At 35.2% G+C, this 23527-nt stretch carries 29 protein-coding genes and 2 tRNA genes; 15 read left to right on the top strand and 16 right to left on the bottom strand.

What is annotated here, in order from left to right:
* Positions 1-13 precede the first annotated feature (13 nt).
* The 7 genes from PQ963_01150 to PQ963_01120 form a co-directional block, all read right to left on the bottom strand.
* On the bottom strand, positions 14-565 hold the full coding sequence (locus PQ963_01150) for a hypothetical protein (protein ID MEN4028277.1): 552 nt from the start codon (positions 563-565) through the stop codon (positions 14-16).
* 102 nt (positions 566-667) lie between these two features.
* Positions 668-1486: a 4Fe-4S binding protein gene (locus PQ963_01145; protein MEN4028276.1), complete on the bottom strand. Its 819-nt coding sequence runs from the start codon at positions 1484-1486 to the stop codon at positions 668-670.
* A 148-nt stretch (positions 1487-1634) separates the two neighbouring features.
* Positions 1635-3317: a SulP family inorganic anion transporter gene (locus PQ963_01140; protein MEN4028275.1), complete on the bottom strand. Its 1683-nt coding sequence runs from the start codon at positions 3315-3317 to the stop codon at positions 1635-1637.
* A gap of 64 nt (positions 3318-3381) precedes the next feature.
* Entirely contained in the window at positions 3382-3924 is a 543-nt protein-coding gene (locus PQ963_01135; GenBank protein MEN4028274.1) for a methylated-DNA--[protein]-cysteine S-methyltransferase, read from the bottom strand.
* Positions 3925-4011: 87 nt separating this feature from the next.
* A complete protein-coding gene (locus PQ963_01130; GenBank protein MEN4028273.1) occupies positions 4012-5358 on the bottom strand; it encodes a HEAT repeat domain-containing protein in 1347 nt (448 codons plus the stop codon).
* Between the two features lie 61 nt (positions 5359-5419).
* Positions 5420-6568 carry an NAD(P)/FAD-dependent oxidoreductase gene (locus tag PQ963_01125; GenBank protein ID MEN4028272.1) on the bottom strand — a complete coding sequence of 383 codons (1149 nt, stop codon included), beginning with the start codon at positions 6566-6568 and terminating at the stop codon, positions 5420-5422.
* The gene (locus PQ963_01120) at positions 6565-6738 is read right to left on the bottom strand and encodes a 4Fe-4S binding protein (GenBank protein MEN4028271.1); all 174 of its coding nucleotides are present in this window, start codon (positions 6736-6738) and stop codon (positions 6565-6567) included. Before PQ963_01120 ends, PQ963_01125 begins: the two co-directional genes overlap by 4 nt.
* 313 nt (positions 6739-7051) lie before the next feature.
* Here PQ963_01120 and PQ963_01115 point away from each other — a divergent pair.
* The 4 genes from PQ963_01115 (at position 7052) to PQ963_01100 (ending at position 9142) form a co-directional block, all read left to right on the top strand.
* A tRNA-Leu gene (locus PQ963_01115) sits at positions 7052-7134 on the top strand.
* Between the two features lie 101 nt (positions 7135-7235).
* Positions 7236-7308: transfer RNA gene (locus tag PQ963_01110), tRNA-Thr, on the top strand.
* 332 nt (positions 7309-7640) lie between these two features.
* Positions 7641-8237, top strand: a complete 597-nt coding sequence (locus tag PQ963_01105) for a hypothetical protein (protein ID MEN4028270.1) — start codon at positions 7641-7643, stop codon at positions 8235-8237.
* Positions 8234-9142: a PhoU domain-containing protein gene (locus PQ963_01100; GenBank protein ID MEN4028269.1), complete on the top strand. Its 909-nt coding sequence runs from the start codon at positions 8234-8236 to the stop codon at positions 9140-9142. The genes PQ963_01105 and PQ963_01100 overlap by 4 nt, the downstream gene beginning before the upstream one ends.
* A 30-nt stretch (positions 9143-9172) precedes the next feature.
* Here PQ963_01100 and PQ963_01095 read toward each other — a convergent pair whose 3' ends face one another.
* Together PQ963_01095 and PQ963_01090 are read right to left on the bottom strand one after the other, a co-directional pair.
* Complete coding sequence (locus PQ963_01095) at positions 9173-9442, bottom strand: 2TM domain-containing protein (protein MEN4028268.1); 270 nt, start codon at positions 9440-9442, stop codon at positions 9173-9175.
* 259 nt (positions 9443-9701) lie between these two features.
* On the bottom strand, positions 9702-10502 hold the full coding sequence (locus PQ963_01090; protein MEN4028267.1) for a citryl-CoA lyase: 801 nt from the start codon (positions 10500-10502) through the stop codon (positions 9702-9704).
* Between the two features lie 204 nt (positions 10503-10706).
* Here PQ963_01090 and PQ963_01085 point away from each other — a divergent pair, with 204 nt between their 5' ends.
* The 8 genes from PQ963_01085 (at position 10707) to PQ963_01050 (ending at position 16642) form a co-directional block, all read left to right on the top strand.
* Positions 10707-11525, top strand: coding sequence for a phosphate ABC transporter substrate-binding protein (locus PQ963_01085; GenBank protein ID MEN4028266.1), 819 nt, complete (start codon positions 10707-10709; stop codon positions 11523-11525).
* 264 nt (positions 11526-11789) lie between these two features.
* Positions 11790-12665 carry a phosphate ABC transporter permease subunit PstC gene (gene pstC / locus PQ963_01080; GenBank protein MEN4028265.1) on the top strand — a complete coding sequence of 292 codons (876 nt, stop codon included), beginning with the start codon at positions 11790-11792 and terminating at the stop codon, positions 12663-12665.
* A 92-nt stretch (positions 12666-12757) separates the two neighbouring features.
* Positions 12758-13570, top strand: coding sequence for a phosphate ABC transporter permease PstA (gene pstA / locus PQ963_01075; protein MEN4028264.1), 813 nt, complete (start codon positions 12758-12760; stop codon positions 13568-13570).
* A gap of 1 nt (position 13571) precedes the next feature.
* Positions 13572-14327 carry a phosphate ABC transporter ATP-binding protein PstB gene (gene pstB, locus PQ963_01070; protein MEN4028263.1) on the top strand — a complete coding sequence of 252 codons (756 nt, stop codon included), beginning with the start codon at positions 13572-13574 and terminating at the stop codon, positions 14325-14327.
* A gap of 20 nt (positions 14328-14347) precedes the next feature.
* Complete coding sequence (locus tag PQ963_01065) at positions 14348-15016, top strand: phosphate uptake regulator PhoU (protein ID MEN4028262.1); 669 nt, start codon at positions 14348-14350, stop codon at positions 15014-15016.
* A 30-nt stretch (positions 15017-15046) separates the two neighbouring features.
* Positions 15047-15490, top strand: coding sequence for a DUF2226 domain-containing protein (locus PQ963_01060; GenBank protein ID MEN4028261.1), 444 nt, complete (start codon positions 15047-15049; stop codon positions 15488-15490).
* Positions 15491-15496: 6 nt separating this feature from the next.
* The gene (gene phoU, locus PQ963_01055) at positions 15497-16159 is read left to right on the top strand and encodes a phosphate signaling complex protein PhoU (GenBank protein ID MEN4028260.1); all 663 of its coding nucleotides are present in this window, start codon (positions 15497-15499) and stop codon (positions 16157-16159) included.
* A 261-nt stretch (positions 16160-16420) separates the two neighbouring features.
* Positions 16421-16642 carry a hypothetical protein gene (locus PQ963_01050; protein ID MEN4028259.1) on the top strand — a complete coding sequence of 74 codons (222 nt, stop codon included), beginning with the start codon at positions 16421-16423 and terminating at the stop codon, positions 16640-16642.
* Between the two features lie 36 nt (positions 16643-16678).
* Here the strand turns inward: PQ963_01050 and PQ963_01045 are convergent, their stop codons facing one another.
* The 7 genes from PQ963_01045 to porC all read right to left on the bottom strand — a co-directional run bounded on the left by PQ963_01045 (position 16679) and on the right by porC (position 21461).
* Complete coding sequence (locus PQ963_01045) at positions 16679-17518, bottom strand: fumarate hydratase (GenBank protein ID MEN4028258.1); 840 nt, start codon at positions 17516-17518, stop codon at positions 16679-16681.
* Positions 17519-17642: 124 nt separating this feature from the next.
* Complete coding sequence (locus tag PQ963_01040) at positions 17643-18074, bottom strand: 4Fe-4S binding protein (protein ID MEN4028257.1); 432 nt, start codon at positions 18072-18074, stop codon at positions 17643-17645.
* Between the two features lie 10 nt (positions 18075-18084).
* Positions 18085-18579, bottom strand: a complete 495-nt coding sequence (locus PQ963_01035) for a 4Fe-4S dicluster domain-containing protein (GenBank protein ID MEN4028256.1) — start codon at positions 18577-18579, stop codon at positions 18085-18087.
* Positions 18580-18590: 11 nt separating this feature from the next.
* Entirely contained in the window at positions 18591-19457 is an 867-nt protein-coding gene (gene porB, locus PQ963_01030; GenBank protein ID MEN4028255.1) for a pyruvate synthase subunit PorB, read from the bottom strand.
* Positions 19458-20612 carry a pyruvate synthase subunit PorA gene (gene porA, locus PQ963_01025; GenBank protein MEN4028254.1) on the bottom strand — a complete coding sequence of 385 codons (1155 nt, stop codon included), beginning with the start codon at positions 20610-20612 and terminating at the stop codon, positions 19458-19460.
* Positions 20612-20854, bottom strand: coding sequence for a pyruvate synthase subunit PorD (porD, locus tag PQ963_01020; GenBank protein MEN4028253.1), 243 nt, complete (start codon positions 20852-20854; stop codon positions 20612-20614). The genes porA and porD overlap by 1 nt, the downstream gene beginning before the upstream one ends.
* A 10-nt stretch (positions 20855-20864) precedes the next feature.
* Positions 20865-21461 carry a pyruvate synthase subunit PorC gene (gene porC / locus PQ963_01015; GenBank protein ID MEN4028252.1) on the bottom strand — a complete coding sequence of 199 codons (597 nt, stop codon included), beginning with the start codon at positions 21459-21461 and terminating at the stop codon, positions 20865-20867.
* 342 nt (positions 21462-21803) lie between these two features.
* On the opposite strand from porC, the gene PQ963_01010 reads away from it, so the two are divergent.
* The 3 genes from PQ963_01010 to PQ963_01000 all read left to right on the top strand — a co-directional run bounded on the left by PQ963_01010 (position 21804) and on the right by PQ963_01000 (position 23526).
* Positions 21804-22679: a hypothetical protein gene (locus PQ963_01010; protein MEN4028251.1), complete on the top strand. Its 876-nt coding sequence runs from the start codon at positions 21804-21806 to the stop codon at positions 22677-22679.
* 196 nt (positions 22680-22875) lie between these two features.
* Positions 22876-23097, top strand: a complete 222-nt coding sequence (locus PQ963_01005) for a sulfurtransferase TusA family protein (protein ID MEN4028250.1) — start codon at positions 22876-22878, stop codon at positions 23095-23097.
* A gap of 9 nt (positions 23098-23106) precedes the next feature.
* Positions 23107-23526, top strand: a complete 420-nt coding sequence (locus tag PQ963_01000) for a DsrE/DsrF/DrsH-like family protein (GenBank protein MEN4028249.1) — start codon at positions 23107-23109, stop codon at positions 23524-23526.
* Position 23527 lies beyond the last annotated feature (1 nt).

Raw genomic sequence — 23527 nt, 5'->3', positions numbered from 1 at the left:
TAAAAAACTTATTTTATGCTTCTGCAGTAACTTTATCCAACTGCTTCTTCATCTGCTTAATAATAGCCTCTAATTCTTCAATCTTAGAATCATTCACACTATTATCTCTTATAATATCCTCACTACTCATTTCTATCTTTTCAATTGTAACATAGTCCATATATTTTAAATAAATTTTAAGCAATTCCTGTGGATCTGGTAAAAAGTAAGCATCTCTTACCTTATCTTTATACACATACCCCATAAAATGCTCTCTAATCTCTTCAGGCATTCCTGCATTAATAAGCAAAGTGTTAAAGGTTTTACGCATCATATGGCTTGTAGCTTTCCTAAAGCACCCTCTTTCCTCTTGTTTCCAACCTAAATAATTATTTAATTGCCTGTAAGAGCTTTGCAATGCAGTTGTGGTCATAAATCCACTTCCAATTTTATAACTGGAGAATAATGCTTCATAGGGCTGTGGCTTTATTCTTTCATGCTCTAAATCTAAATATTTCTCAATCGCAGTAACAGCTTCCTCGCTAAAAAATGTCGTAAGATTTTTAATGACAACCGGGGCTACCAATGTCCATATATTTTACCTGTCAGGATACTTATTTATGGTTATAAAATTATATCCGTGCTTTTTTTCTGATTTTGAGATAGCTTCAACCATCTTATCCTGTAACTATATTATTTCTCCTTTTATAGAGATTGTATAATCCTTAATGATTACATTCTTTTGAGCCTTTTCTAATGCTCTTTTAACTATAATTTCAATACCTGAGCAGCATGGGACTTCCATATGTACTATGGAAATTGATTTTATATCCTGTTTTTCAAATATTTCCGCTAATTTATCTACATACTGATCTATGGTCTTATCCAGTTTTGGACAGAGTATTATTAAAATCTTATCTTTTAAAAACCTCTGATGAAAATTAGCATATGCAAATGGTGCACAATCTGCTGAAATCAGTAAATCTGCATTTTTTAAGTAGGGTGCATTGGGATTTAAAAGCTGCAGTTGCACTGGCCAGTTTCTAAGCTCTGCACTGAATATCTGTGGTTCGATATGACTTTCCGCCCTACTTTCACTTAAATCTGTCATTGCTGAACCAGGACAACCACATTCAAATGTTTTTTCTTCATCATAATCAGGAACTTCAATATTTTTTTCCTTTAAAAAGTTAATAGCCTGGTTAAGGAACTCTGTCTGCCCGTGATCATATAGATGTTTTAAATGAGCTTTTATAACATTGGGGCCAGCTTTAGCAACATTTTCCATAACTTTGTATTCATCATAAGGCTCAGCTTCTCTTTGTTCAATCTCAATAGCTCCTTGAGGACAGGTACCAATACATGCTCCTAATCCATCACAGAATAAATCGCTTATAAGTCTTGCCTTTCCGTCAATTACCTGCAGCGCCCCTTCAGGGCATCCGGGAATGCACTCCCCGCAGCCAGTACATTTTTCTTCATTAATTTTGATAATATCTCTTTTCATAATTTATTCTCCACCTGATTTGTTATTGATTTTGGGATCTTTTTATTATTCGTTATGTGTAAAACAATTATAAATTTCTTACTAAAGGAAGTAACATACATATTTTTGAATTGTAGTAGTTCCTGTTAGAAATTTCTTTAAAACTTTCTTATTTATCTTTTTTTTCTAATTCCCATCTTTTAATGCATTGATCAATGGTTAAACAAAATTCACTTTCAACTATTTCTTTTTCCAGTCTGGTTTTTCTAATAGAATCTCTAAGCGATCCGTACATATTAGCTGCTTTAATTTTAATGCCCCGACGTTTCAGTTCATCAGTTAGTTCTTCCAGCATTTCAATCCCGGAGTAATCAATGAAAGATGTGGCCTCAAAATCTAAAACAAATAGCTTAGTGTCTTTATATTGTTCATCTACAAGATGTATAATGGTATCTTTTATGCTTTCTGTATTTAGAAATATCTGGGATCCATCAACCCTTACAATAAGTGTATGGGGGACTATTTCACCTTCTGGGCGATGTTTAATATCGAAATATTGTATAGTACCTGGAATGCGCCCTAATATGGTTACATGAGGATTATACAGGTTTTTGAGTAATCCCAGGACTGATAATGTAACTCCAATTACAATTCCTTCCATTGCACCAAAAAACAGTACAGATAGAAGTGTAATAATGGCAATGCTAAATTCCATCCTGCTGAAATTATAGATTTTTCGAAAATGGGGGATGTCTACCAGTCTTTTTATAGCAAATAGCACGATAGCAGATAGTATTGTCTCCGGTAAGTTATATAAGATTCCTGTAAAGAAAATAAGAATTAGTAAAATAACTAATCCTGATATTCCTCCAGCTAACGGCGTTTTAGCCCCACTTTCATAATTCACAGCAGTTCTTGTTGGTGCCCCACCAATGGGTAAACCCTGAAAAAGGCCTGTAACAACATTAGATGCACCTAAAGCTAATAGTTCCTGGGTTTTATCAATTTTATACCTGTTTTTTGCAGCATATTCTGCAGCAAATAAATATCCTTCTATGTAACTTACAAGGAATACAGTTACAGCTAATGTAACCAGGACATTAACATCTATTAAGACAGGATCAGGAATTACAAGACTGGGCAATCCCTGAGGGACTGAACCTACTATCCTAACGCCTGAAGAAGCAAGATCAGTAAAAGTTATAATCACAATTGATCCTAAAACCAGAAATAATGTATTGGGTAGTTTAGGGAATTTTCTGGTGGCTAAAAACAAAAAAATAATTCCTCCCACACCAATGGCAGTGGTAGCCAGGTTTGCCTGGTAAATATTGGTAAAAAGGTAATATAGGCGTTCGAAAAAATTTCCTGAAGCATCATATATTCCAAATAGTTTAGGAAGCTGCCCTGATGCAATGAATAATGCTATTCCTGCTAAAAAACCGGTTAAAACTGTTCTGGAGATGAATTTAATTATGAACCCCAATCTTAAAGCCCATGATATGAGTGCCAAAATACCTACTATGACCGCTACAAGGGACACCATCATGAAATACTGGCTTATATTTACAATCATCAAAGGACCGAGTGTGGAACCAACTAAAATAGAAAGGGTAGAGGTGGGACCCACGGATAAGTGCCGGGACGTTCCAAAAATTGTATAAACCAGTAAAGAGACCATGGATGAGTATAAACCGATTTCAGGAGGCAGATCTGCTAAAGAAACAAAAGCCATGGCTACGGGAATGGTAAAAGCACCAACAGTAATTCCAGCAATAATATCTGACTTAAGCCAGTTTTTATTATAAGATCTAGCCCATTTAGTTACTGGAAATAGTGATGAAATATCCATGGTTTTAATCCATAAATAGTTGTTTGAAGTTTAAATTAGATTCAATACATTCTCACTTTTAAAACTAAACTATGTTCACTCTGTCATTAACAATACAGATTCCCTCATTTTTCAATATCTCTTTTTTCATTTCAGGACCGCCTAAAAATCCGCCGACCTTTAAATCGGATCTTACGACCCTATGACATGGAATAATTAAGGGTAATGGGTTTTTACCTATTGCTGTCCCTACAGCCCGGTATGCTTTTGAATCTATGGCTTTTGAAATCTGTTTGTAAGTTTTAACTTTTCCATAGGGTATTTTCATTACTTCAAGGAGCACTCTTTTTTGAAATTCATTTAAATCCAGGTTTATAGCTTCATTTCCAAAGGAAACATGTTTACCATAATAAATGTTACAGATATCTTCTGCAAATGATCTGTATTCGTCAGATAAAATATAAGAGTTAAATTCCCTTGAAATTTCATTCAGGGTTTCTTTTTCACTTGATTTTGGTAAAATAGTTTTTATTATCTTTTTATCTTTAACCGCAACCGCAAAATAAAGTTTTTTGCGATTATATGTTGAAATTATAACTTTATCTGTAATAAACTTCCCCCAGATCAAATTACTGAAATTTAAAAGGTTAATGAAATCAACTGTAAATATACACTCTAAAGCCGTCGAAAACTGTAGGTTTTCGAGGCATCAAATTCAAAGAATTTGAAAGCTCTCAATTATCAGTTCCATATCTTCCTGCTCTTCTTCGAAAGCTTCCTCTCCCCCAGCAAACCATAGATAGTATAGATAGTCTTCTATTTTAAATGCAGCGATCATGATTCTGGTCACTGGTTTGAAACTTGTATTTTCTCCAGTTATAATGTAAACATCAACACTGTCTACTGTATACTCAGTTTCAAAAATAATGTCGTTATTTTGAATCACAAAAACATCTTTAATTATGTCTCTAAATTCTTTTGCTGTTAAATCACCTAAATCCGTGTTTTTATTAATTGAAAATGTAATCCCCCTTGCAGAATGTCCTTTTACTATTTTTCGCTTGTTGTAAAGCGGTATAATTTTCCAGGTGCTTGAGTGTTTGAATGAAATTTGGCCGTCATCAAATTCTTTAACCCACCGGGCAGAATCAATCTTATTTAAAGCTTCTTCTGCTTTAATTCTAACGTAAATGTAAGGGTCTTCCATAGCAGCAATCAAAGGTTCAACTGCCATTTCATCTCCAATTTTACCAAGCGCTTCTGCTGCTCTTCCCCTTACATATTTATTTCCATCTTTGTTTTTGCCAGTAAGTGCATTGATCAAGGGCTCCAGTGCCCTTAAATCACCGATGTTTCCCAGTGCTTCTGCGGCCCTTCCTCGAATCCTCCAATCATCACTATTAAAAGCTTTAATAAGGGGTTCAACTGCAGCATTTTTCATTTTTCCAAGAGCAACTATGGCTTTCCACCTGACATCACTGTCAGGATCACTTAAAGCATTAACAAGAGGTTTAATTGCTCTTTCATCTCCAGTTTTGCCCAGTGCAAGAGCAGCATATTTTCGAACATGCCAGTCTTCATCATTTAAAGCGCTGATCAAACTCCCTACAGACTTTCTATCACCTATTTTACCCAAAGCTGAAGCGGCAAATCTTCTAACAGACCAGCGATCATCACTTAATGCATAAATAAGTGGTTTAACTGCATTTTTATCTCCAATGTTTCCCAGAGCCCATGCTGATTTCCATCTCACATCTTCATCTTTATCAGTTTTTAGGGCCTCGATAAGTGGTTTTACTGCTCTTTTATCTCTTAATAAGCCCAGGGCTTCTGCAGCATTTTCTCTTACTGAAGCCATAACTGCGTATTTATCATGCCATTTTTCATATTTAAGTGCATGGATAAGTGGAAAAAGAGCTCTTTTATCCGCTATTTTTTTAAGGGCAACGACAGCTTCTTTTCGGGTGATGCAGTCTCTGTAATTAATCAATTTTATTAGACCTTCAACATCACTGTTTCGTTCCATTTTATCTATATCTGGCTTAATTCCACTTACTGGCATGTAGTATACCTGCCTGCAGATTATAATTTAATTTAATAGTACTTACTAAAGAATATGGGCACTAAATAACATCTTTCAATAATCTAAAAAGGCCTGGAGACTCTTTTGCAAGTACAAATAGAGATTTAACTGTTATGTTATCAAGATCTCTTCCTTTCATGAACTTTGAAAGTGCATTTAATTCTTTATCGCTCAGTTTATCGAAAACTTTTCTGTACTTAAGTGAACGTTTTATCAGCTCACCGATCTTGTTTTTCCACAGGTTTTCATATTTTTTTAAGAACTTTGAGGACGTATCGTTACTATTAATAGCTTCTGCAGCAACCTGACCTGCTATTTTTGCACAAATTGTTGCTAAATCAATTCCTCCTCCTGTTATGGGATTAACATGACCTGCTGCGTCCCCAACAACTATTAATCCGTCGGTGTACGTTTTTTTAATGTTTCCAGATACAGGAACCCCTCCCACATTGATTTCAATGATTTTACCATTGAATTTTGATATAAAATTGTTTAAATATTCATAGGCAGTTTTTTTAGAGTTTCTAATCCCTATACCAATACTTGTAACCCTTTCATCATTTGGAAAAATCCATACATAACCCCCAGGGGCTAATTCATTACCAAAATAGAACTGCATATAATTAGGATCCGTGGGAACACCAGTCATTTTGTATTGTACACATGAACACAGGTCGTTAACTCCCCACAGTGAATTTAAACCTGCCATCCGCGCTACATTTGATTCTATTCCATCTGCAGCAATAACCAGATCAGCTTTTATTTCCATGCTTTTACCAAGCTGCTTAGCAATAACTCCACTTACTTTGCCGTTTCTGATAATAAGGTCATTTACATTTGTTTTAACCATAATATCAGTACCTGCATCGGCTGATTCTGCAGCAAGACTCTTATCAAAGATCTTCCTATCTAAGATAAAACCCTTTTCATTATCTCCTTCCATTCGAAAACTGGTGCCGTCTGGAGAATGTATGTCTGCACCATATATTTCAGTTCTTATATAGTCTGGAGATGGCTTTATGCCAATGGTTTCAAAAGTCTTTTCAGTTGTCGCCTCAGCACATTGAAGCGGAACTCCAATTTCCTGTCTTTTTTCAATCATTAACACATTAAGGTCATTTTTAGAAGCAAAAAGTGACGAAACTGAACCAGCAACACGCCCGCCTACAACAACAACATCATATTTCATGTTTTACCCCCTTTAAAAGCACCTAAGGGGCATACTATTTCACATCTCCCGCAATCATCGCACTTAGTATGATTTAAAGTAGCAGCACGTTCTACAATCTCCAGTGAACCAGTAGGGCACACTCCCACGCATGTACCACAAAAACCGCATTTTTCACTTTGAAATTTCATTACTCTCACCAGATCCTGCAAATAAGGAAAAGTATTAAATTATATATAATGCTTTTGAAATATATATAAATTTAGTAGGTATATAAATGATTATAAAGGCTTTAAAAGTTTGTATTCTTAAAATCAAGAATAGGACCTTATTATAGTTTAATTTAATTTAGAAAAAGCTTAAATAATAGATTATTTCTAACAATAATGTACCTGTAGATTTACGGGTTCTTATGAATGTTTAATCTAATTTTAGGATATTTCAGTTAAACTATAAATTATAACCGTTAACTTAATATAGGACATCAAATAACCTTTAAGTTATGCAGGGGTGCCCGAGCGGCCAAAGGGGGTGGACTTAAGATCCTCTGGCGTAGGCCTTCGTGGGTTCGAATCCCATCCCCTGCACTTTAAGTATATCCAAAATATGTAATTATATTGTGTTGCAGACGAAAAATCTATATGATAATTTCATTTTTCATTAATAACAGTATAATATTCCTACATTTGCCCCAGTGGCTTAGCCGGTAGAGCGATGCCTTGGTAAGGCATAGGTCGGGGGTTCGAATCCCCCCTGGGGCTTTTCCAATTTTTCTTTTAAATATTAACTAACTGGATTCATTTTATTCTAACTTTTAATATATTGTAGACTTTTCAGGAAAAAAGATAGACTAAAAGTATATATTGGTGGTTAAGTCTATCTATATTCAGATGAAACTTTATAGAAAAAAAGAGAGTCTGCTAACTATTCATTGGATAAAATAATGCATGATCTGTTCAAAGAACAGGATGCAATGAATTATGATGATTAAAAAAGGGTATTTATTAGATTTAAGGATTTAAAATCCTAAAAAGTAATTTTTCAGGTTTTAGAACTTTATAAGAGTACTTTTAAGTGTGATAAGATGTCAAAAATGTTAGATGTGATAATGGCCGGTGTAATATCTGGAATTGCTGCATTTACAACCTCGAAAATTGGAATAGGTGGAACAGTACTGGGGGCAGTTTTAGGAGCAATGCTCTACCAGTTCCTGTCTCATTTTATAAAAGAACCCCTTGAGAGTGTGAAAATAAAGAAAATTGAAGCAAGGGTAGTTTACATAATTCCCCTGATAATTATTATGGCAATTGAAATCATCTACATATTATCTGCCGTATACTGGAAATCAGAGCAAATATTCTATTTTCTGGAAAATGCAACTGATTGGAACCTGTTTAGATTAATTGGAATTGGACTTATTCTCATGGGGACATACCCATTATTGATATCAGAGAATATAAAAAGGTCATACAGCTACATAACACTATCAGCAGGTGTAGTTGTGCTATTAAAAGGATTACTGGATGCAAACTTATCCCTCGTGGATTTATATGCTCCTATTTTTGTAGAATTTGGTTTTATAATCTCTCTGGGAGTTTTAACAGCATTATTATACGTTATTTTATCAGTGATTCAAGAATCAGTGGTAATTAATCGTGATGAAGTTGAAAAAGGCAGCAGGATATCATGACAAAAACAAAGAACATTACATTAAAAGCAATATTAGACGTAATACGCTATGAAAATCCTTCAACACAGGATGAAATAGCAGAAAGATTGGGAATAACCCGTAGATATGTCACTAAATTACTCCAGCCCATGATAAGTAAGGGAATTGTAAAGAGGGCGTATGTAATTGAATCCAAAAAGTTTGACGAGTTTTTAGAAGTTTACGGGGAAGAAAAAGTTCCAGTAGAGCATGCAACATTAAAAATTGTAGAACTGCTTAAGGGAATGGCCAAGCATGTTTACAACCAGCTGGAAACATCTTTTAATGCTCTTTCATCATATGATGATGAAATAGCTAATGAAGCTTTAAAAATGGATTATATAACCAATAATATGCACGAAAAAATAAGAACATCGGTGGATATGGCCATAGCTATGAACCCTACTCCTGAATTCAGTAAAAGCAGCGCTTTCAGCGAGGTTGCATATGATTTAGAGCGTATTGGGGATCATTCCTGCCAGTTTGCAAATTTTGCGCTTAAAGAATCCTATGAAATTGATCCTGAAACGTTTAAATATATACAGGAGATGTATGAAACATCTAAAAAGATGGTAAATTATTCTATGGAAGTATTTTTGAATGAAAGGCTCGATTTAAAAGATAAGGTGATAAATTACGAAGAAAAAATCCACGTACTTCAAAAAAAAGCTTTAAATTGTATAGCAACTCAAATGGCAGAAGCATCATTTGAAGATACTGAGCGTTCCACCTATTATCTTTCGCTGTCCCGGGTTGTAAAATCATTTGAGAGAATTGGCGATATTTCCATTGAAATTATCGGTATTTCGAGAGAATACCATGAAAATATACCAAGAACCACCACTCCAGAACGTTTCAGAAGGAAAAATCAATATATGAAAAAATAATTAAAATAAAGCAGGTATTGATTTACTGCATTATTCTTCTTTTTCCATGTATTCTTTTATTTTTCGTTCTTCCCATTCTTTGGAGAATATGCCTCGTTCCAGGAAAACAGATAAACCATGTGCAACAAGTCCTATCCCCCAGAAGAACGTTATAAACAGAAACCACCAGAAACCTGGAGTTGTAAAAAAATTAACAACTGCGAGGGACACGTTTACTGCAATATAAGCAATTAAGTGTCCATAAAAGTCTCTTAATTCTTCTACCCTTTTTCTTGCCCGATAATAAGCTTCTTCTTTCATGATAATCTCCTTTCAATTAATTTCCACCATCAAAATCCATGATGTGAAAACTGTTTTTCTGCAGATTTCTTACAGGGAGTTATGTAACTCATTATATATATTTTTTAAGGCACTTCAGGAGTGGATTCTAAACAGCGTCCTTCATAGAGTGTTCAACACCCAGCAACCGGACAATCTGAGCATTTCATTTATTTTAAACATTTAAACTTCCAAAATGAGGACTCATAGATTAGATAAAGAAAAATGAGTTCAGAATAAATTAAATGCTTTTGCCAACTTTTCCGTCGTAATAGATTTCTTCTATTTCAAAGAACTTCCTGAAAGCAGGTTCCCTTGTTTTTTCTTCAGTTACATGACTTAAAATCCCTGGAAGGCGGCCTATCATAAATATGCCGCTTCCAACACTCCAGTCAAAACCCATATCTGATAATATTGCTCCATTTGCGCCGTCGATGTTCATTTTTATTCCTTTTTTATCATGAAGTATGTTTTCGATTGCAACTGCAAGTTTAGAGTGTTCCCGGAAGCAGTCATACTTTCTTGAAAGCTCCATTAATTTGGGTGCACGTGGGTCTTCATTGTGATATCTATGGCCAAAGCCAGATATTTTTTTATTGTTGTTTAGAAAATAACTTACAATTTGCTCAGCGATCTCATTTACATTGTCTTTAGATAATTTAATTCCTTCCTGGAATATTTTCATAGCCTTTTCGATGGCTCCAGCATGGTTTTTTCCAAATGCAAGGAGCCCTCCTGCAATACATGCATGCAGAGGAGATCCAGCTGATGCCATTAGTCTTGCAGCCTGCGTACTCGGGGGCGTCACACCATGGTCACAGAATGACACTAAAACTGCCCCTAACATTTTTGCCTCCCTTTTAGATGGCAGTTTTCCTTTTATGAGCAGATGTATCATTTCTGAAAAAGATATATTTTCAATCAGGTCTTCCTGTAAATAACCTCTTGTGGTTAGCCTATTAGGCTCTACCCTGGTAATTGAAGTTTTCCACTTCAAATTACGTGGCTTAAATATATCTTTTAATGCTTCCTCGGTTATCATAATAGACATCTATATTACAGAGATTATATTTAAATTTATCGCTTTTAGTACAATTATGTTCATTTTTAGTGAACAATAGCGCATTGTAAGCGATTTGTTCACCTTCTATGTTCACTTATTGTGTAAACTTATACACAAATAGGAATATTTAAATACTGGTATTTGATCAAGTATTGTTGATCAAGTATTGATGAGGTGAAACACATGGATTCAAAATATATAATTGGAATAATAGTGGCCATAATAGTAATAGCTGGAGCTTACCTCGTACTTGCAGGAGGTACAGGTGGCCAACAACAAACAATACAGGTAGCAGGTTCAACATCTGTGCAACCGGTAGCAGAAAAGTTAGCTGAAGCGTATAGTCAAAAGAACCCTAATGTAAAGATCAACGTAGCGGGTGGAGGTTCAAGTGTAGGTATTAAGAGTGCTCAGGATGGTACAGCAGACATCGGTACAAGTTCTAAGGAACTTAAAGATGATGAAAAAGCAGGACTGAGCGAATTCCTTATTGGAAAGGATGGAATTGTCATTGTAGTAAACACTAAAAACACTGTAAGTGACCTGACTGACGACCAGGTTAAGGACATATTTTCAGGTAAGATCACAAACTGGAAAGAAGTAGGTGGACCTGATAAAACAATCAATGTTGTAACCAGAGAAGAAGGTTCCGGTACAAGAGGAGCATTTGAAGATATCATAATGGGTAAAGAAACAAAAATTAAAGGCGGTGCTATAGTACAGGGTTCATCTGAAGCTGCAAAACAAGCTGTAGCCCAGGATCCAAATGCAATAGGATATGTATCCCTGGCCCATATGAGTCCAGATGTCAAAGCTTTAAAGATCGGTGGTGTAGAACCATCAGAACAAACAGTATTAGATGGTACTTACAAAGTACAGAGACCATTTTTGTTCTTAACCAAAGGTGAACCAACAGGCGCTGTTAAAGCGTTCATCGACTGGGTGTTAAGCCCTGAAGGACAGGAAGTAGTGAAAAGTGAAAAGGTAGTACCTGTAAAATAAGTGGTTTTAAACCACTAACCCCAATTTTTTGGTGAATTTTTAATTCAAAAGTTTGTAATCGATATTATGAAGTTAGTCTTAACAATAATCTTAGAATAGATCAGTTCATATAAAGCAAGGATTTGTTCTATATCACATTTTCCAAATTACAAATTATCATTCAGTTATTTGATTTTAAATGGGAATTTAAAGGAAAACTATATATTAAAAATAAAGGCATTAATTTTACAGATAATCAAGATTTTCATATAGTGAGGTGTTCAAATGCATAAAAAACTGGAAGAAATTTTCGTGGAAAGATCATTATTTATAGCCGCAATATCATCAAGTATCATAATTCTTTTTATAATTGCTTTTGTTTTTGGAGAAGGTCTTCCTGCAATTAACGAGGTGGGATTTTTTAACTTTATGTTTGGAACTGAATGGTCACCTTTAAGAGGTTTTTACGGTACTTTACCTATGATAATAGGGTCTCTGTACATAACAGGGCTATCTTTACTCATGGCAGTTCCCCTATCTCTATGTTGTGCTATATTTTCAGCTGAAATTGCACCTCACAGAATAAGAAGGATTTTGAAGCCTACATTGGAGGCTTTAGCAGGTATCCCCTCTGTGGTATATGGGTTTTTTGGAATTATAATCCTTGTTCCACTTATGAGAGAACAGTTTGGGGGTACAGGATTCAGTATTCTTACAGCATCCATAGTTTTAACTGTCATGATTCTTCCAACAATAACCAGCATATCAGAAGATGCTATAAAATCCGTTCCCCTGGAATATAAAGAAGCATCCTTTGCACTGGGGGCAACTCACTGGCAGACTATTAAAAATGTTCTTTTCCCTGCGGCACTACCTGGAATTATAACTGGAACTATTCTGGGATTAGCGCGGGCAATTGGGGAAACTATGGCAGTAATTATGGTTGCAGGAAATGTTACACTTGTCCCAACTTCAATCTTTGATCCAGCAAGGGCTTTAACAGCTAATATAGCACTTGAAATGGGTTATGCAACAGGAATTCATTACAGTGCCCTTTTTGCAACAGGTATAATCCTGTTCTTTTTGACAGTAGCTCTTCTGGCTATAACAAATTATATTCATTATAAAAAGAGAGTTATTATTGGTGGAGGCTACTTATAATGTCATCAAAAATAGAAGGTATTAAAAAAGTTCCACGGAAGAAATTAAATGTAAATTTTAAACTTATATCACCAAAAAATGCTCAAAAGATAATGAAAGGAGTATTCTGGGGGGCAGGAATTCTTGCAATTCTTATATTGCTGGTTGTTGTTGGTTATATAATTGTAAGAGGGTTACCAGTTATAACTCTGGAATTTCTGTTTAGTAAACCCCTCAATTCGGGTAGGGGTGGGGGAATATTCCCCATGATAGTTTCAACAATTTATTTAACTCTCGTTGCTGTGCTCGTTGCAACTCCATTGGGTGTTGGAGCTGCGGTTTATTTAGCAGAATATGCAAGTGGTGAAAATAGAATAGTTAAAGCCATAAGATTTGGTGCTGAAACACTTGCATCTATTCCATCAATAGTATTCGGCCTCTTTGGTCTGGCATTTTTTGTTGTCTTCCTTGGTTTTGGATGGAGTGTGTTGTCAGGAGGGCTTACAGTAGCCCTCATGGCACTTCCAACAATAATGCGTACATCTGAAGTTTTTATTGAGGCAGTTCCCAGGTCTTATAGAGAGGGAAGCTTTGCACTGGGAGCTACCAAATGGCAGACAGTATACAGGGTTGTGTTACCTGCTGCAATTCCAGGAATTACTACTGGAGTAATTCTGGGAATGGCAAGAGCTATTGCAGAAACTGCAGCAATTTTATATACTGTAGGTGCAGCAACAAGCATTCCTGTATCAATTTTTGACCCTGCAAGACCATTACCTTTGCACCTTTATATACTGGCAACTGAAGGTATATCTCTGGAAAATGCTTTTGGAACTGCAGCAGTCCTTGTTATTATAATACTTATAATAACCATTGTTACTAATATGATGGTTGAAAAACAGGTTAGAAAAATGATGGGGCGATAGAATGGAATATAAAATGGAATCAAATGATTTAAATGTATATTTTGACGAAGCTCATATTCTAAAAGATGTAAATATTAAAATTCCCGAAAAAACAGTTACAGCTCTAATCGGACCTTCGGGATGTGGAAAATCAACATTTATACGAACTTTAAACCGGATGAATGATTTGATTGACACGTTTAAGCTAAATGGAACAGTAACACTTGATGATGAGGATATATATAACTCTAAATTTGATGTTGTGGAATTAAGAAAAAGAGTAGGTATGGTTTTTCAAAAGCCTAACCCTTTCCCTAAATCCATATTTGATAATGTAGCATATGGTTTAACAATACACGGAATGAATGATAGAAATATACTTAGAGATCGGGTTGAAGAAAGTTTAAAAGCTGCTGCATTATGGGATGAAGTTAAAGATAAGCTGGATATGTCTGCAATGGGCCTTTCTGGGGGTCAGCAGCAGAGATTATGTATTGCAAGAACTATAGCTGTAAATCCTGAAGTGATATTGATGGATGAACCATGTTCTGCACTGGACCCAATATCAACAACTAAAATAGAGGATTTAATTCATAAATTAAAGAAGGAATATACCATAATTATTGTTACACACAACATGCAGCAAGCTACAAGAGTTTCTAAGTACACAGCATTCTTCTTAAATGGCGAAATTGTAGAAAGTGGGCTTACTGATAGAGTGTTTATGGAACCTGAAGATAAACGTACTGAAGATTACATTACTGGTAGATTTGGATAATAAACGCAAAAGGTGGAGTAATGTTTGGAACGATTTTAGAGAATAAATTAAGGAAGATTAGTTCCAGTCTCTTAGATTACAGTAACAGGACTGCTGATAGGATAAAAAAGTCTACGGAAAGCTTTGTTAATGAAGATGTTAACTTAGCAATGGAAATAATTGAAAATACCAGTGAAATTAACAGAGAAAGTGAAAATATTGAATATGAATGCTTAAAAATCCTTGGACTTCAGCAGCCTGTTGCTCGCGATCTAAGGTATGGAGCAGCGATTTTAAGGACAGCAACAGAACTTGAGAGAATAAACATTCTTGCAGCCTACACATCCAGATATTCCATTGATTCTTCCCAAAAAGACAAAAATTTCTACAAGCCTCCTCATCTTACTTTCATGTCCCAGACAGTTCAAAACATGCTAAAAGATGGTGTTGGCTCTCTTTTAAGTGAAGATGTTCAACTTCTAAAGCGTTCTACCAAAAATTTTGTTTCGCTGCAGGATTTCTATAATCAAATGTTTTCTAAGTATGATGAAGATAAATCATCAGCTGCATCCATGCATTCAATACTTATAGGGAGAAATCTTCTAAGTACTGGCCACCATATAATGGGGATGGATGATAGAATAGCATATTCAATTATTGGTAAACGCGTTATGCATCATAAAGTGTTTTATAATATCTTAATGAAATAAAAAGTTTATGTAACTACGGATGTTGAATGAATGTGGCTTCCATCAGATGATCCTGAAGAAAAAGTGTATGGGGAGAAATTTAAAAAGGAAAATATTCCTTCATTAGGTTATATACGAATTTTAAACGATGATTATGAATCCATACTCTTTATAAATGATACTCTGGTAGTGGGAGCATGGCACCTGGATGCTGGAACATTAAATGAACTATACGAAAATGATGCAATGGAGAAAATTAAAATTAAGACTGGATCAATAATAGAAATTTATGAATCTCCTGAAAAATTGTTTACCACAATTTTAGAACTAAATGAAGAATGTAAATTGTCATTACCCCTCAGTGTTAACATGTTTTGGGACAAAATAGGGATGAAAAGTACTGATTCTCGTGAAGAGTTATTATCGAAGTATAGAATCAGTGAACCATCGGAAAATGATTTAGAAAGTCTTATAAATGATTACAAAGGCAGATGATAAAAAATGAAAAGGTATCCAAGAGTTCGATTTAGAAAAAGGTTAAGGGAATTAAAAGAAGAAGTAGAAGAAATGGGGCAGCTGACCATTAAAGCACAAAAGTGTGCAATGGAAGCTTTAATAGATTTTAACGAAGAAAAACTGAAATATGTAAACGAAGCCGGCGAAAAGATAGAGATAATGAAGTTTGACTTAGAAAGAAGATGTATGAGCATAATAGCATCAGAACAGCCTGTGGCTAAAGATTTAAGGTTTATTGAAGCATGTATCAAGGTGGGGAGTCATTTAAAGAGAATGGTTGATCTCTCGGTAAACATTGCTGAGGCTGCTTTAAATGTAAAAGGCCAGGAAATTCCTGAAAGGCCAAGAGAAGACCTTATTCATATGTCCAATATAGTTCAAATGATGGTAAGTAAAGGGCTTTATTCATTTTTGGATCAGAATATGAACATGGCAAGGGAACTAAGGCAGGATGATGACAATGTGGACAATTTATTTGATCAGGTACTGGATGATATTACACAGAGCATGTTCCAGGACAAGGATTCAATATCTTATTTAGTACATCTTTTATTTGTTGCAAGATTTCTTGAAAGAACTGCAGACCGTGCAGTGAGTATTGGAGATCGGGCCATATTCATGATAACCTGTGAAAAACCAGGATTGTAGATTTTTAACAGTAATTCACTCTTAGTGAAGAAATTACAAGATACATTCAAATTTTGCTATTTTTTTAATTATTTAAATCAGAATGGAAATATTTATATAGAAATATAACAATTGTTATATTATAGGTGGGGTTCATTAAAATGAGGGAGATTTACCCATAAAATTATATATTAGATAAGACATACACATCAAGTGTAAAATAAAACACAAAATATGAATCAAATACTTCCGTCAATTTTTAATAGGAATGGGAGTGATAAAATGGATAAGAAGTGGAAAAATCAAGAGTTAAAAAATGAATTAATGTTTAATACGCTTGATTATTTAAATAGAAAACAAAATGTTTCTCTTAGAGATCTGGCTGATTACACTGGTCAAGAGTATATTGTAATTCAACATTTAATGGATGATCTGGAAAATCAGGGGCTAATCAAATCTGAAACATTTTATAATTTGAAAAAACTGGATAAAAACAGTAAATAATCCTTTTTTATTTTGCAATTTAAATCAAATAAATAGTTAAGGTTTTAAAGTAGCAGTGGCCTGCCTTGCAGCCCAGCATTGAATACAAACGCCAATAGGTAATCCTGCAGTATGAGTGTCTGCTGTTAGGATTTTAACATCAAGAGCAGTGGTTTTACCTCCAAGGCCCATTGGACCTATTCCTGTCTGGTTTATCTCATCCAGGATTTCTTCTTCAAGATGAGCAAGAATTTTATCAGGATTTCTTTCTCCAATTTTACTTAAGAGTGCTTTTTTTGCAAGCTTCATGGCTAAATCTGAAGATCCCCCAATTCCAACACCAACAACAATTGGAGGGCATGGTTTTCCTCCAGAAGCGATGACCGTGTCCAGAACAAATTTTTTAATGCCTTCAATTCCCTCACCAGGTAACGCCATTTTAAGTGCATTATTATTTTCAGAGCCAATTCCTTTAGGAAAAGCAGTTAATTGAAGAATTTCATCATCTACAAGCTCAATATCAACCTGTGGCATTAAATTACCGGTGTTATCCCCTGTATTTATTCTGGTTACTGGATTTACAACATTTGGTCTAAGTGGAACTTTTCGAGTGGCTCTTGCAACCCCCTTTTTTATTCCATCCATGAGGTTTTCAACCTCAACATGCCCGAGTTTTACAAAAACAATGGGGATACCAGTATCCTGACACATTGGAACTCCAAGTTTTTCGGCAGCTTCAATATTATCAAGTATAGCTTTAAGGTTTAGACGTGCAAGCCTGTGATCTTCATTTTTATATGCATCCTGAAGTGCTTTTTTAACATCATCTGGAAGCTTAATAACAGCTTCTTTGAATAAATTGAAAATAGTATCTTCTATTGTATTTTGAGTAATCATGATAATTCATCCTGAATTGATCTTTGGATAAATATTATATAAATTTCTTTTTAAACAGGAAAATAGCAAAAATTGAATGACAAAATAAAATTTCTTAAAATATAAAAATAAAAGAAAGGCTTAATCAGTATTTCATGATCACTTTAAGCCTTTCAAGTTCTTTAGCTACTTTTTCGCGCTTATCAGATAGCATTTCCTCTGAATCTACACATAAACTTCCTGTTGGACATGTAAGAACACAGCGAGGAGTATCTTCACCAATACAGAGGTTACATTTTTTGGCAACGCCTTCTTCATCCATGTAGATTGCTCCAATAGGACATGCATCTTTGCAAAGGCTGCAACCTATACAAACATCTTCATTAATAATGATTGCCCCGTCAACTTCTTCAATAGCCTCTTCAGGACAAATATTCAGGCATGGGGCTCTATCTGGTGCACAGTGCAAGCAGTGAATTGAAACGCCATGAATAACTCTTATTGCATTTTGAGGACATATTCTTTCACATTTAAAGCATTCCTCGCAAAGTTCCGGCCGTGAAACTAACTCTTTCATTTTCTGCCTCCTATTTAAGAGCAGCTTCTGCTCTTGAACCATGTGTTAAAACAGTGACAAGTCCACTTTTCTTTTTTGGCTTTTTGCCAATGCCTGCAATATTTTCAATGTGTTTAGCCTGCTTCTCCTGCTTCATTTTTTCAGTGTCTACAATAGAAATTGCACGTTTAGAACAGGCCTTAATACAGGCAGGTGTGTCGATACCAGGACACTGGCTGCACTTTTGCGCCTTCCGCTCGTGCATTACAACCGAACCAAAAGGACAGATAAGCATGCACAGGGAGCAGCCGATGCATCTATCAGAGTCCACTGATTTATCATCAATTGCTTCGGTTGGGCATATTCTCTTACATGGAGCATCTTCGCACTGCTGACAAATAATAGGGTAGTAAGCACCTTCGACTTCTCTTACCATGATTCTTGATGCGCCGTAAAGCTTTGCACAGGCTTCTTCACAGTCCATGCATCCATCGCAAATCTCTGGTTGAATTAGTATCTTTTCCAAGATTATACCCCCTATATTTTAAGTTCTGCACAGACCTGATTAACATAATTTTGAATCATTTCTTTTTCCTCATCCGCAAGGTGCTTAAACCGTTTTTGAGCATTTAAGTATTCATTTACAGGTTTTCTTTGAATTGGTCTGTATGTTACTTTAAAGTCACCCTCAACAATTTCATAGAGAATCCATGCGCCTGTATCAACAGCTAATCTTCCAATTTCTATTGTTTTCGATGGATCATAACCCCATCCAGCGGTACATGGTTGATGCAGGTGAATATAAGTAGATCCTTCCACTTCTGATGCTTTTTTGACTTTTTTCATGAAATCTTCAGGATATGAAATAGATGCAGTTGCAACGTATGGCACGCCGTGAGCTGCAATTATCATTGGCATGTTTTTCTTGGGCTTATCTTCACCAAAACTCATCTTTCCTGATGGTGATGTGGTTGTTGATGCACCGTAGGGTGTTGCTCCGCTTCTTTGAACTCCTGTGTTCATATAGGCTTCATTATCATAGCAAATATAAATTATGTTATCTCCTCTTTCCATTGCTCCAGACAATGATTGAAAACCTATATCTGCAGTTCCACCGTCTCCAGCAAAGACAACTACATTAACATCATCTTTTCCCTGGGATTTAAGAGCCTTTTCAACTCCAGAAGCGACTGCAGCAGCATTTTCAAAGGCTACGTGAATCCATGGAACTTTCCATGAAGTTTCAGGGTAAGGGGTGGTAATTACCTCTAAACAGCTGGTTGGAGTTACTGCTACGGTGTTTTCACCGAGTACTTTAAGTGCAAGTCTTACGCCTACAGGAGCACCGCATCCAGCACATCCTCTGTGTCCAGGGGCGAGTAATTCTTTTCCAGGTACTTCCATTTATATTTCCTCCTCTTTAAGTCCGATCCAGTTAATCTTATCGTCTCTGGTTGAATTTTTGGTTATGTTTACTATGTTTTTAATGTCATCAGGAGATACATCACGCCCTCCAAGACCTATAATAAATCCTCTTGTATCGACGTCCATTTTAGCTTTTATTTCGTTGTATAAAACGCCTCCGACATCAAAGGATATGTTTTTATCCAACACCGCGATTTTATCGGCATTTTTAACTGATCTGTATATTTCATCTTTAGGGAAGGGTCTGAAGACTATTACCTTAAGGAGCCCTACTTTTTGACCTTCTTCTCTCAAATTATCTATAACTGATTTTATTGTACCACAGATGGATCCCATGGCCACAATGATTATTTCGGCGTCTTCGCACATGTATTCTTCAACAAAACCATGCTTTCTACCGAATTTTTCCTTAAATTCCTTGTTAACAGTTTTTATTATGTTTTTGGACTTTTCCATTGCTACCTGAACGCCGTATCTTGCTTCCATGTAGTAGTTGGGGTCTGCAAATGTTCCAAGTGACATTGGATCTTTAGGATCAAGATAGGCGTGTTCTGGTTTGTATTCTGGTAAGAAACTGTCAACTTCCTCCTGTGAAGGAATGTCCACTGGCTCAACAGTGTGCGTAAGTATGAAACCGTCTATACAGATCATTGATGGGAGCAGGACATTTTTATTTTCAGAAATTTTGTAAGCCTGTAATACAAAATCAAGTGCTTCTTGGGCATTTTCAGCATAAAACTGAAGCCATCCGGTATCTCTCTGCGAAATTGAATCTTGCTGGTCATTCCATATGTTTATTGGTGCTGATAATGCTCTGTTTGCATTTCCCATTACTATTGGATTTCTTAAACCGGCTGCAGTAAATAAAATCTCATGCATTAATGCTAATCCCTGTGATGCTGTTGCAGTAAAGGTCCTGACACCAGTGCTGGACGCACCTACAGCTGCACTTATTGCACTGTGCTCTGATTCTGCTTTTATATATTTTGCATCAAGATCTCCATCTGCAACAAATTGCGCCAGATATTCAGAGATAGAGGTCTGAGGAGTTATGGGGTAAACCGGTACAACTTTGGGCTTTGCAAGTCTAGCAGCTTCTGAAATAGCTCTGTTTGCTGAAATAACTTTAAGCATTAGTCTCTCTCCATTTTAATAGCTTTTACAGGACATTCCTGGGCACAAATCCCACATCCTTTACAGTAATCGTAATCAATTTCATTATCCTTATTTACACATCCTTCTGGACAGAATAAGAAACAATTTTCACAATTTATACACTTTTCTTCATCTAAAATTGGTTTAAATACTCTCCAACTGCCTGTTTTGTTTTTAGTACTGCTTCCAGGTTCTCGAACAGTTCCGATTATGGCTGTCATAAAATCACCTTTATTTGTTAATTTGTTCAGATGCTATTTTTGCAGCTTCAGCACTCTTTTCACCTATTTTTCCAGGAGATTTTTTAATTTCCTCAAATGCTATTTTTGCAGCTTCAGCATTCTTTTCACCTATTTTTCCAGGGAAAGTTTCTTTAGTTATCTTTACAATGGAATCAAGTGTAACTTCACCGGTTGCACTTGCAAATGCTCCTAACATAACGGTATTTACTATTGGAACTCCTAAAATGTCAAGTGCAATTCCAGTGGCGTCAATATTATAAGAATCTATGTTATCTCCAAGATCTACATCTTTTTGTGTATTTACAATTACTTTTCCACCTTCCTTAAGCCCAGATAATACATCTACAGCTTTTAAAAGAGTATCATCTAATACGATAACATAATCAGGGTTATAAATTTGATATCTTCTTCTTATTGGTTTGTTGTCTATTCTTGAAAACGCCACGATAGGGGCACCTTTCCGCTCAGCTCCGAAGAACGGAAACGCCTGGCAATATTTTCCATCTTCAAATGCAGCTTTTGCTAAAATCTCAGCAGCGGTGACTACACCCTGTCCTCCACGTCCATGAAAGCGAATTTCGATCATAATGTACCTCCATTTCTCATGTATAATCATTATAAATTAATAGTATATAAATGTTGCATAGCACTTTTCAACTTCATAATAAAAATTTTTAAAACTCCCTAAAATCTGTTTTTGGGTCAGTAAACACGTGGTGTTTGCGAATCAAAAATTGAAAATTTTGCAAGCTAACGCACCTTTTTTCTGATTCACCGGTATATCCTGGAGCATCATTCAAATTGATATACAGTCCAGTTTGGTATCATAATGTTTAATAACCAGTAATAATAAAATTATACTTAATAATAATATTATACTACAAATAACTAAGTGTTGGGGAAAATTGTTATGTGGTTAAAATCGCTTATGAAAATATTTATGCTCATAAATGAAGCTATAAAGTATTCTAACAGCACTGAAAATGATATATACGAGAATTATCCATATAAACACGACCTTAAAGAGTTAAAAGAAATCTTCAGCAATATAATTCAATATACTCAAAATCAGGAATTAAAAAAGAGTTTAGAGATCATTTTAATACTTATATCTCATAAAAATGGAGATATAAGGGCATCTGCATTAGGAAAATTATTTTTCTTGATGGATGATGAGTCAATTCAAAAACTTATCATTAAAGAGTTAAAAAACATGTTGCATAATAGAGAAAGTTTTAGTGAATTTGCAGATCATTCACTGGATTCAATTTCTGCAGAAATTTACAAAATAGAGATAATTGAAATATTTGAGGACATATTATCTAAACTAAATGATACAATTAAGTTTGATGTTGTCCGATCTAAATTTAGTTTTTCTATTTTCTCCCAGGATAGAAAAGTTTCTACAGTTCCAGAAACTGATGATACTCAAATGATGATTCTCCCAGCTAACTTATTTAATAAATTTTTATGCTGGTTCCACACTTTTAACTTCAGGATAGATAAAAGGGCCCCATATTTAGATGAAAATAAAGGTTTTCACAATAAAAAATTAATTAAACATGAAATAACTTCTTACTTTCATCTACAGAATCTGGAATTTAGTAAAAATGATTCATTACAAAGATTAGCAAGTTTTTATGCCATAACTTCCATGGAAAAGGGACATCTACGTAGATTAATAGCATTACTGGATGACGATGACACTAAAGTTCGACAAATTGGAGTTAATGCTTTAATTAAGGTAGTGAAAAAGATATTAACTAATTGTGATGATAAAAATTTATCAGATAATTTTACGTGATGTTTCAGGGGTCAAGTTATTACAAATATCCTTTAACAGGAAATAAAATTTTTTACCAATATCGTCACATCTTTTTTTTGATTAGGGCGATATTTGTATCTTAAATATCCAGATAAATCATCATATTAATTTTTTTACATTATATCCAAAAATATATCTTGTTTTAAATGTAATATATTATTAAAATGGTGATCCCATGTCAGAAATAAAAGTAGATGTGAAGGGAGAAACATGCCCTGTACCTTTAGTAGAAGTTCGAAAAGCATTAAAAAAAGCTCGAGAAGGGGATATAGTCAAAGTAACTGGAACTCATCCCGCTTCCAAAAAAGAGATTCCAATGGCTGTTGAAGCTTTAGGTCTGGAGTTAATAGATGTTCAGGAAGAAAATGGAATATGGACAATTAAAATCCGTAAATAAGGTGAGAAAATGACTGATAAAGCCACAATTATAGTCCACAGTGGAGATATGGATAAGATATACAGCGCACTTATTATAGCTAACGGGGCACTTTCCATGGGGATGGAAGCATCGCTTTACTTCACTTTCTGGGGACTTCAACGCCTGCAAAAAGGAGGATTGGAAAAAGGACCATTGTCTAAAATGAATTTTCTGGGTTTAGGTAGATGGATGATTAAAGATAGAATGAAAAAAGCCAACGTAGCACCTCTTGAAAGACTATTAAATGATTTTAAAGAGCTTGGGGGAAAAATAATAGCCTGTGAAATGACCATGGAAATAATGGGAGTTAAAAAAGAAGAACTTCAGGAGAACCTGATTGATGACTATGGTGCAGTTGGTACCTACATACAGGAAGCTCGAGACTCAAAGATCACCCTGTTTATATAGG

This window comes from Methanobacterium sp., assembly GCA_039666455.1.
Lineage (GTDB): Archaea > Methanobacteriota > Methanobacteria > Methanobacteriales > Methanobacteriaceae > Methanobacterium_D.
This window is presented reverse-complemented; position numbering and strand designations above follow the sequence as displayed.

Coding starts and splice junctions, on each gene's coding strand:
- PQ963_01145 (MEN4028276.1), bottom strand. CDS start 1,486: ATGAAAAGAGATATTATCAAAATTAATGAAGAAAAATGTACTGGCTGC.
- PQ963_01140 (MEN4028275.1), bottom strand. CDS start 3,317: ATGGATATTTCATCACTATTTCCAGTAACTAAATGGGCTAGATCTTAT.
- PQ963_01130 (MEN4028273.1), bottom strand. CDS start 5,358: ATGCCAGTAAGTGGAATTAAGCCAGATATAGATAAAATGGAACGAAAC.
- PQ963_01125 (MEN4028272.1), bottom strand. CDS start 6,568: ATGAAATATGATGTTGTTGTTGTAGGCGGGCGTGTTGCTGGTTCAGTT.
- PQ963_01120 (MEN4028271.1), bottom strand. CDS start 6,738: ATGAAATTTCAAAGTGAAAAATGCGGTTTTTGTGGTACATGCGTGGGA.
- PQ963_01105 (MEN4028270.1), top strand. CDS start 7,641: ATGTTAGATGTGATAATGGCCGGTGTAATATCTGGAATTGCTGCATTT.
- PQ963_01100 (MEN4028269.1), top strand. CDS start 8,234: ATGACAAAAACAAAGAACATTACATTAAAAGCAATATTAGACGTAATA.
- PQ963_01095 (MEN4028268.1), bottom strand. CDS start 9,442: ATGAAAGAAGAAGCTTATTATCGGGCAAGAAAAAGGGTAGAAGAATTA.
- PQ963_01090 (MEN4028267.1), bottom strand. CDS start 10,502: ATGATAACCGAGGAAGCATTAAAAGATATATTTAAGCCACGTAATTTG.
- PQ963_01085 (MEN4028266.1), top strand. CDS start 10,707: ATGGATTCAAAATATATAATTGGAATAATAGTGGCCATAATAGTAATA.
- pstC (MEN4028265.1), top strand. CDS start 11,790: ATGCATAAAAAACTGGAAGAAATTTTCGTGGAAAGATCATTATTTATA.
- pstA (MEN4028264.1), top strand. CDS start 12,758: ATGAAAGGAGTATTCTGGGGGGCAGGAATTCTTGCAATTCTTATATTG.
- pstB (MEN4028263.1), top strand. CDS start 13,572: ATGGAATATAAAATGGAATCAAATGATTTAAATGTATATTTTGACGAA.
- PQ963_01065 (MEN4028262.1), top strand. CDS start 14,348: ATGTTTGGAACGATTTTAGAGAATAAATTAAGGAAGATTAGTTCCAGT.
- PQ963_01060 (MEN4028261.1), top strand. CDS start 15,047: ATGTGGCTTCCATCAGATGATCCTGAAGAAAAAGTGTATGGGGAGAAA.
- phoU (MEN4028260.1), top strand. CDS start 15,497: ATGAAAAGGTATCCAAGAGTTCGATTTAGAAAAAGGTTAAGGGAATTA.
- PQ963_01050 (MEN4028259.1), top strand. CDS start 16,421: ATGGATAAGAAGTGGAAAAATCAAGAGTTAAAAAATGAATTAATGTTT.
- PQ963_01045 (MEN4028258.1), bottom strand. CDS start 17,518: ATGATTACTCAAAATACAATAGAAGATACTATTTTCAATTTATTCAAA.
- PQ963_01040 (MEN4028257.1), bottom strand. CDS start 18,074: ATGAAAGAGTTAGTTTCACGGCCGGAACTTTGCGAGGAATGCTTTAAA.
- porB (MEN4028255.1), bottom strand. CDS start 19,457: ATGGAAGTACCTGGAAAAGAATTACTCGCCCCTGGACACAGAGGATGT.
- porA (MEN4028254.1), bottom strand. CDS start 20,612: ATGCTTAAAGTTATTTCAGCAAACAGAGCTATTTCAGAAGCTGCTAGA.
- porD (MEN4028253.1), bottom strand. CDS start 20,854: ATGACAGCCATAATCGGAACTGTTCGAGAACCTGGAAGCAGTACTAAA.
- porC (MEN4028252.1), bottom strand. CDS start 21,461: ATGATCGAAATTCGCTTTCATGGACGTGGAGGACAGGGTGTAGTCACC.
- PQ963_01010 (MEN4028251.1), top strand. CDS start 21,804: ATGAAAATATTTATGCTCATAAATGAAGCTATAAAGTATTCTAACAGC.
- PQ963_01005 (MEN4028250.1), top strand. CDS start 22,876: ATGTCAGAAATAAAAGTAGATGTGAAGGGAGAAACATGCCCTGTACCT.
- PQ963_01000 (MEN4028249.1), top strand. CDS start 23,107: ATGACTGATAAAGCCACAATTATAGTCCACAGTGGAGATATGGATAAG.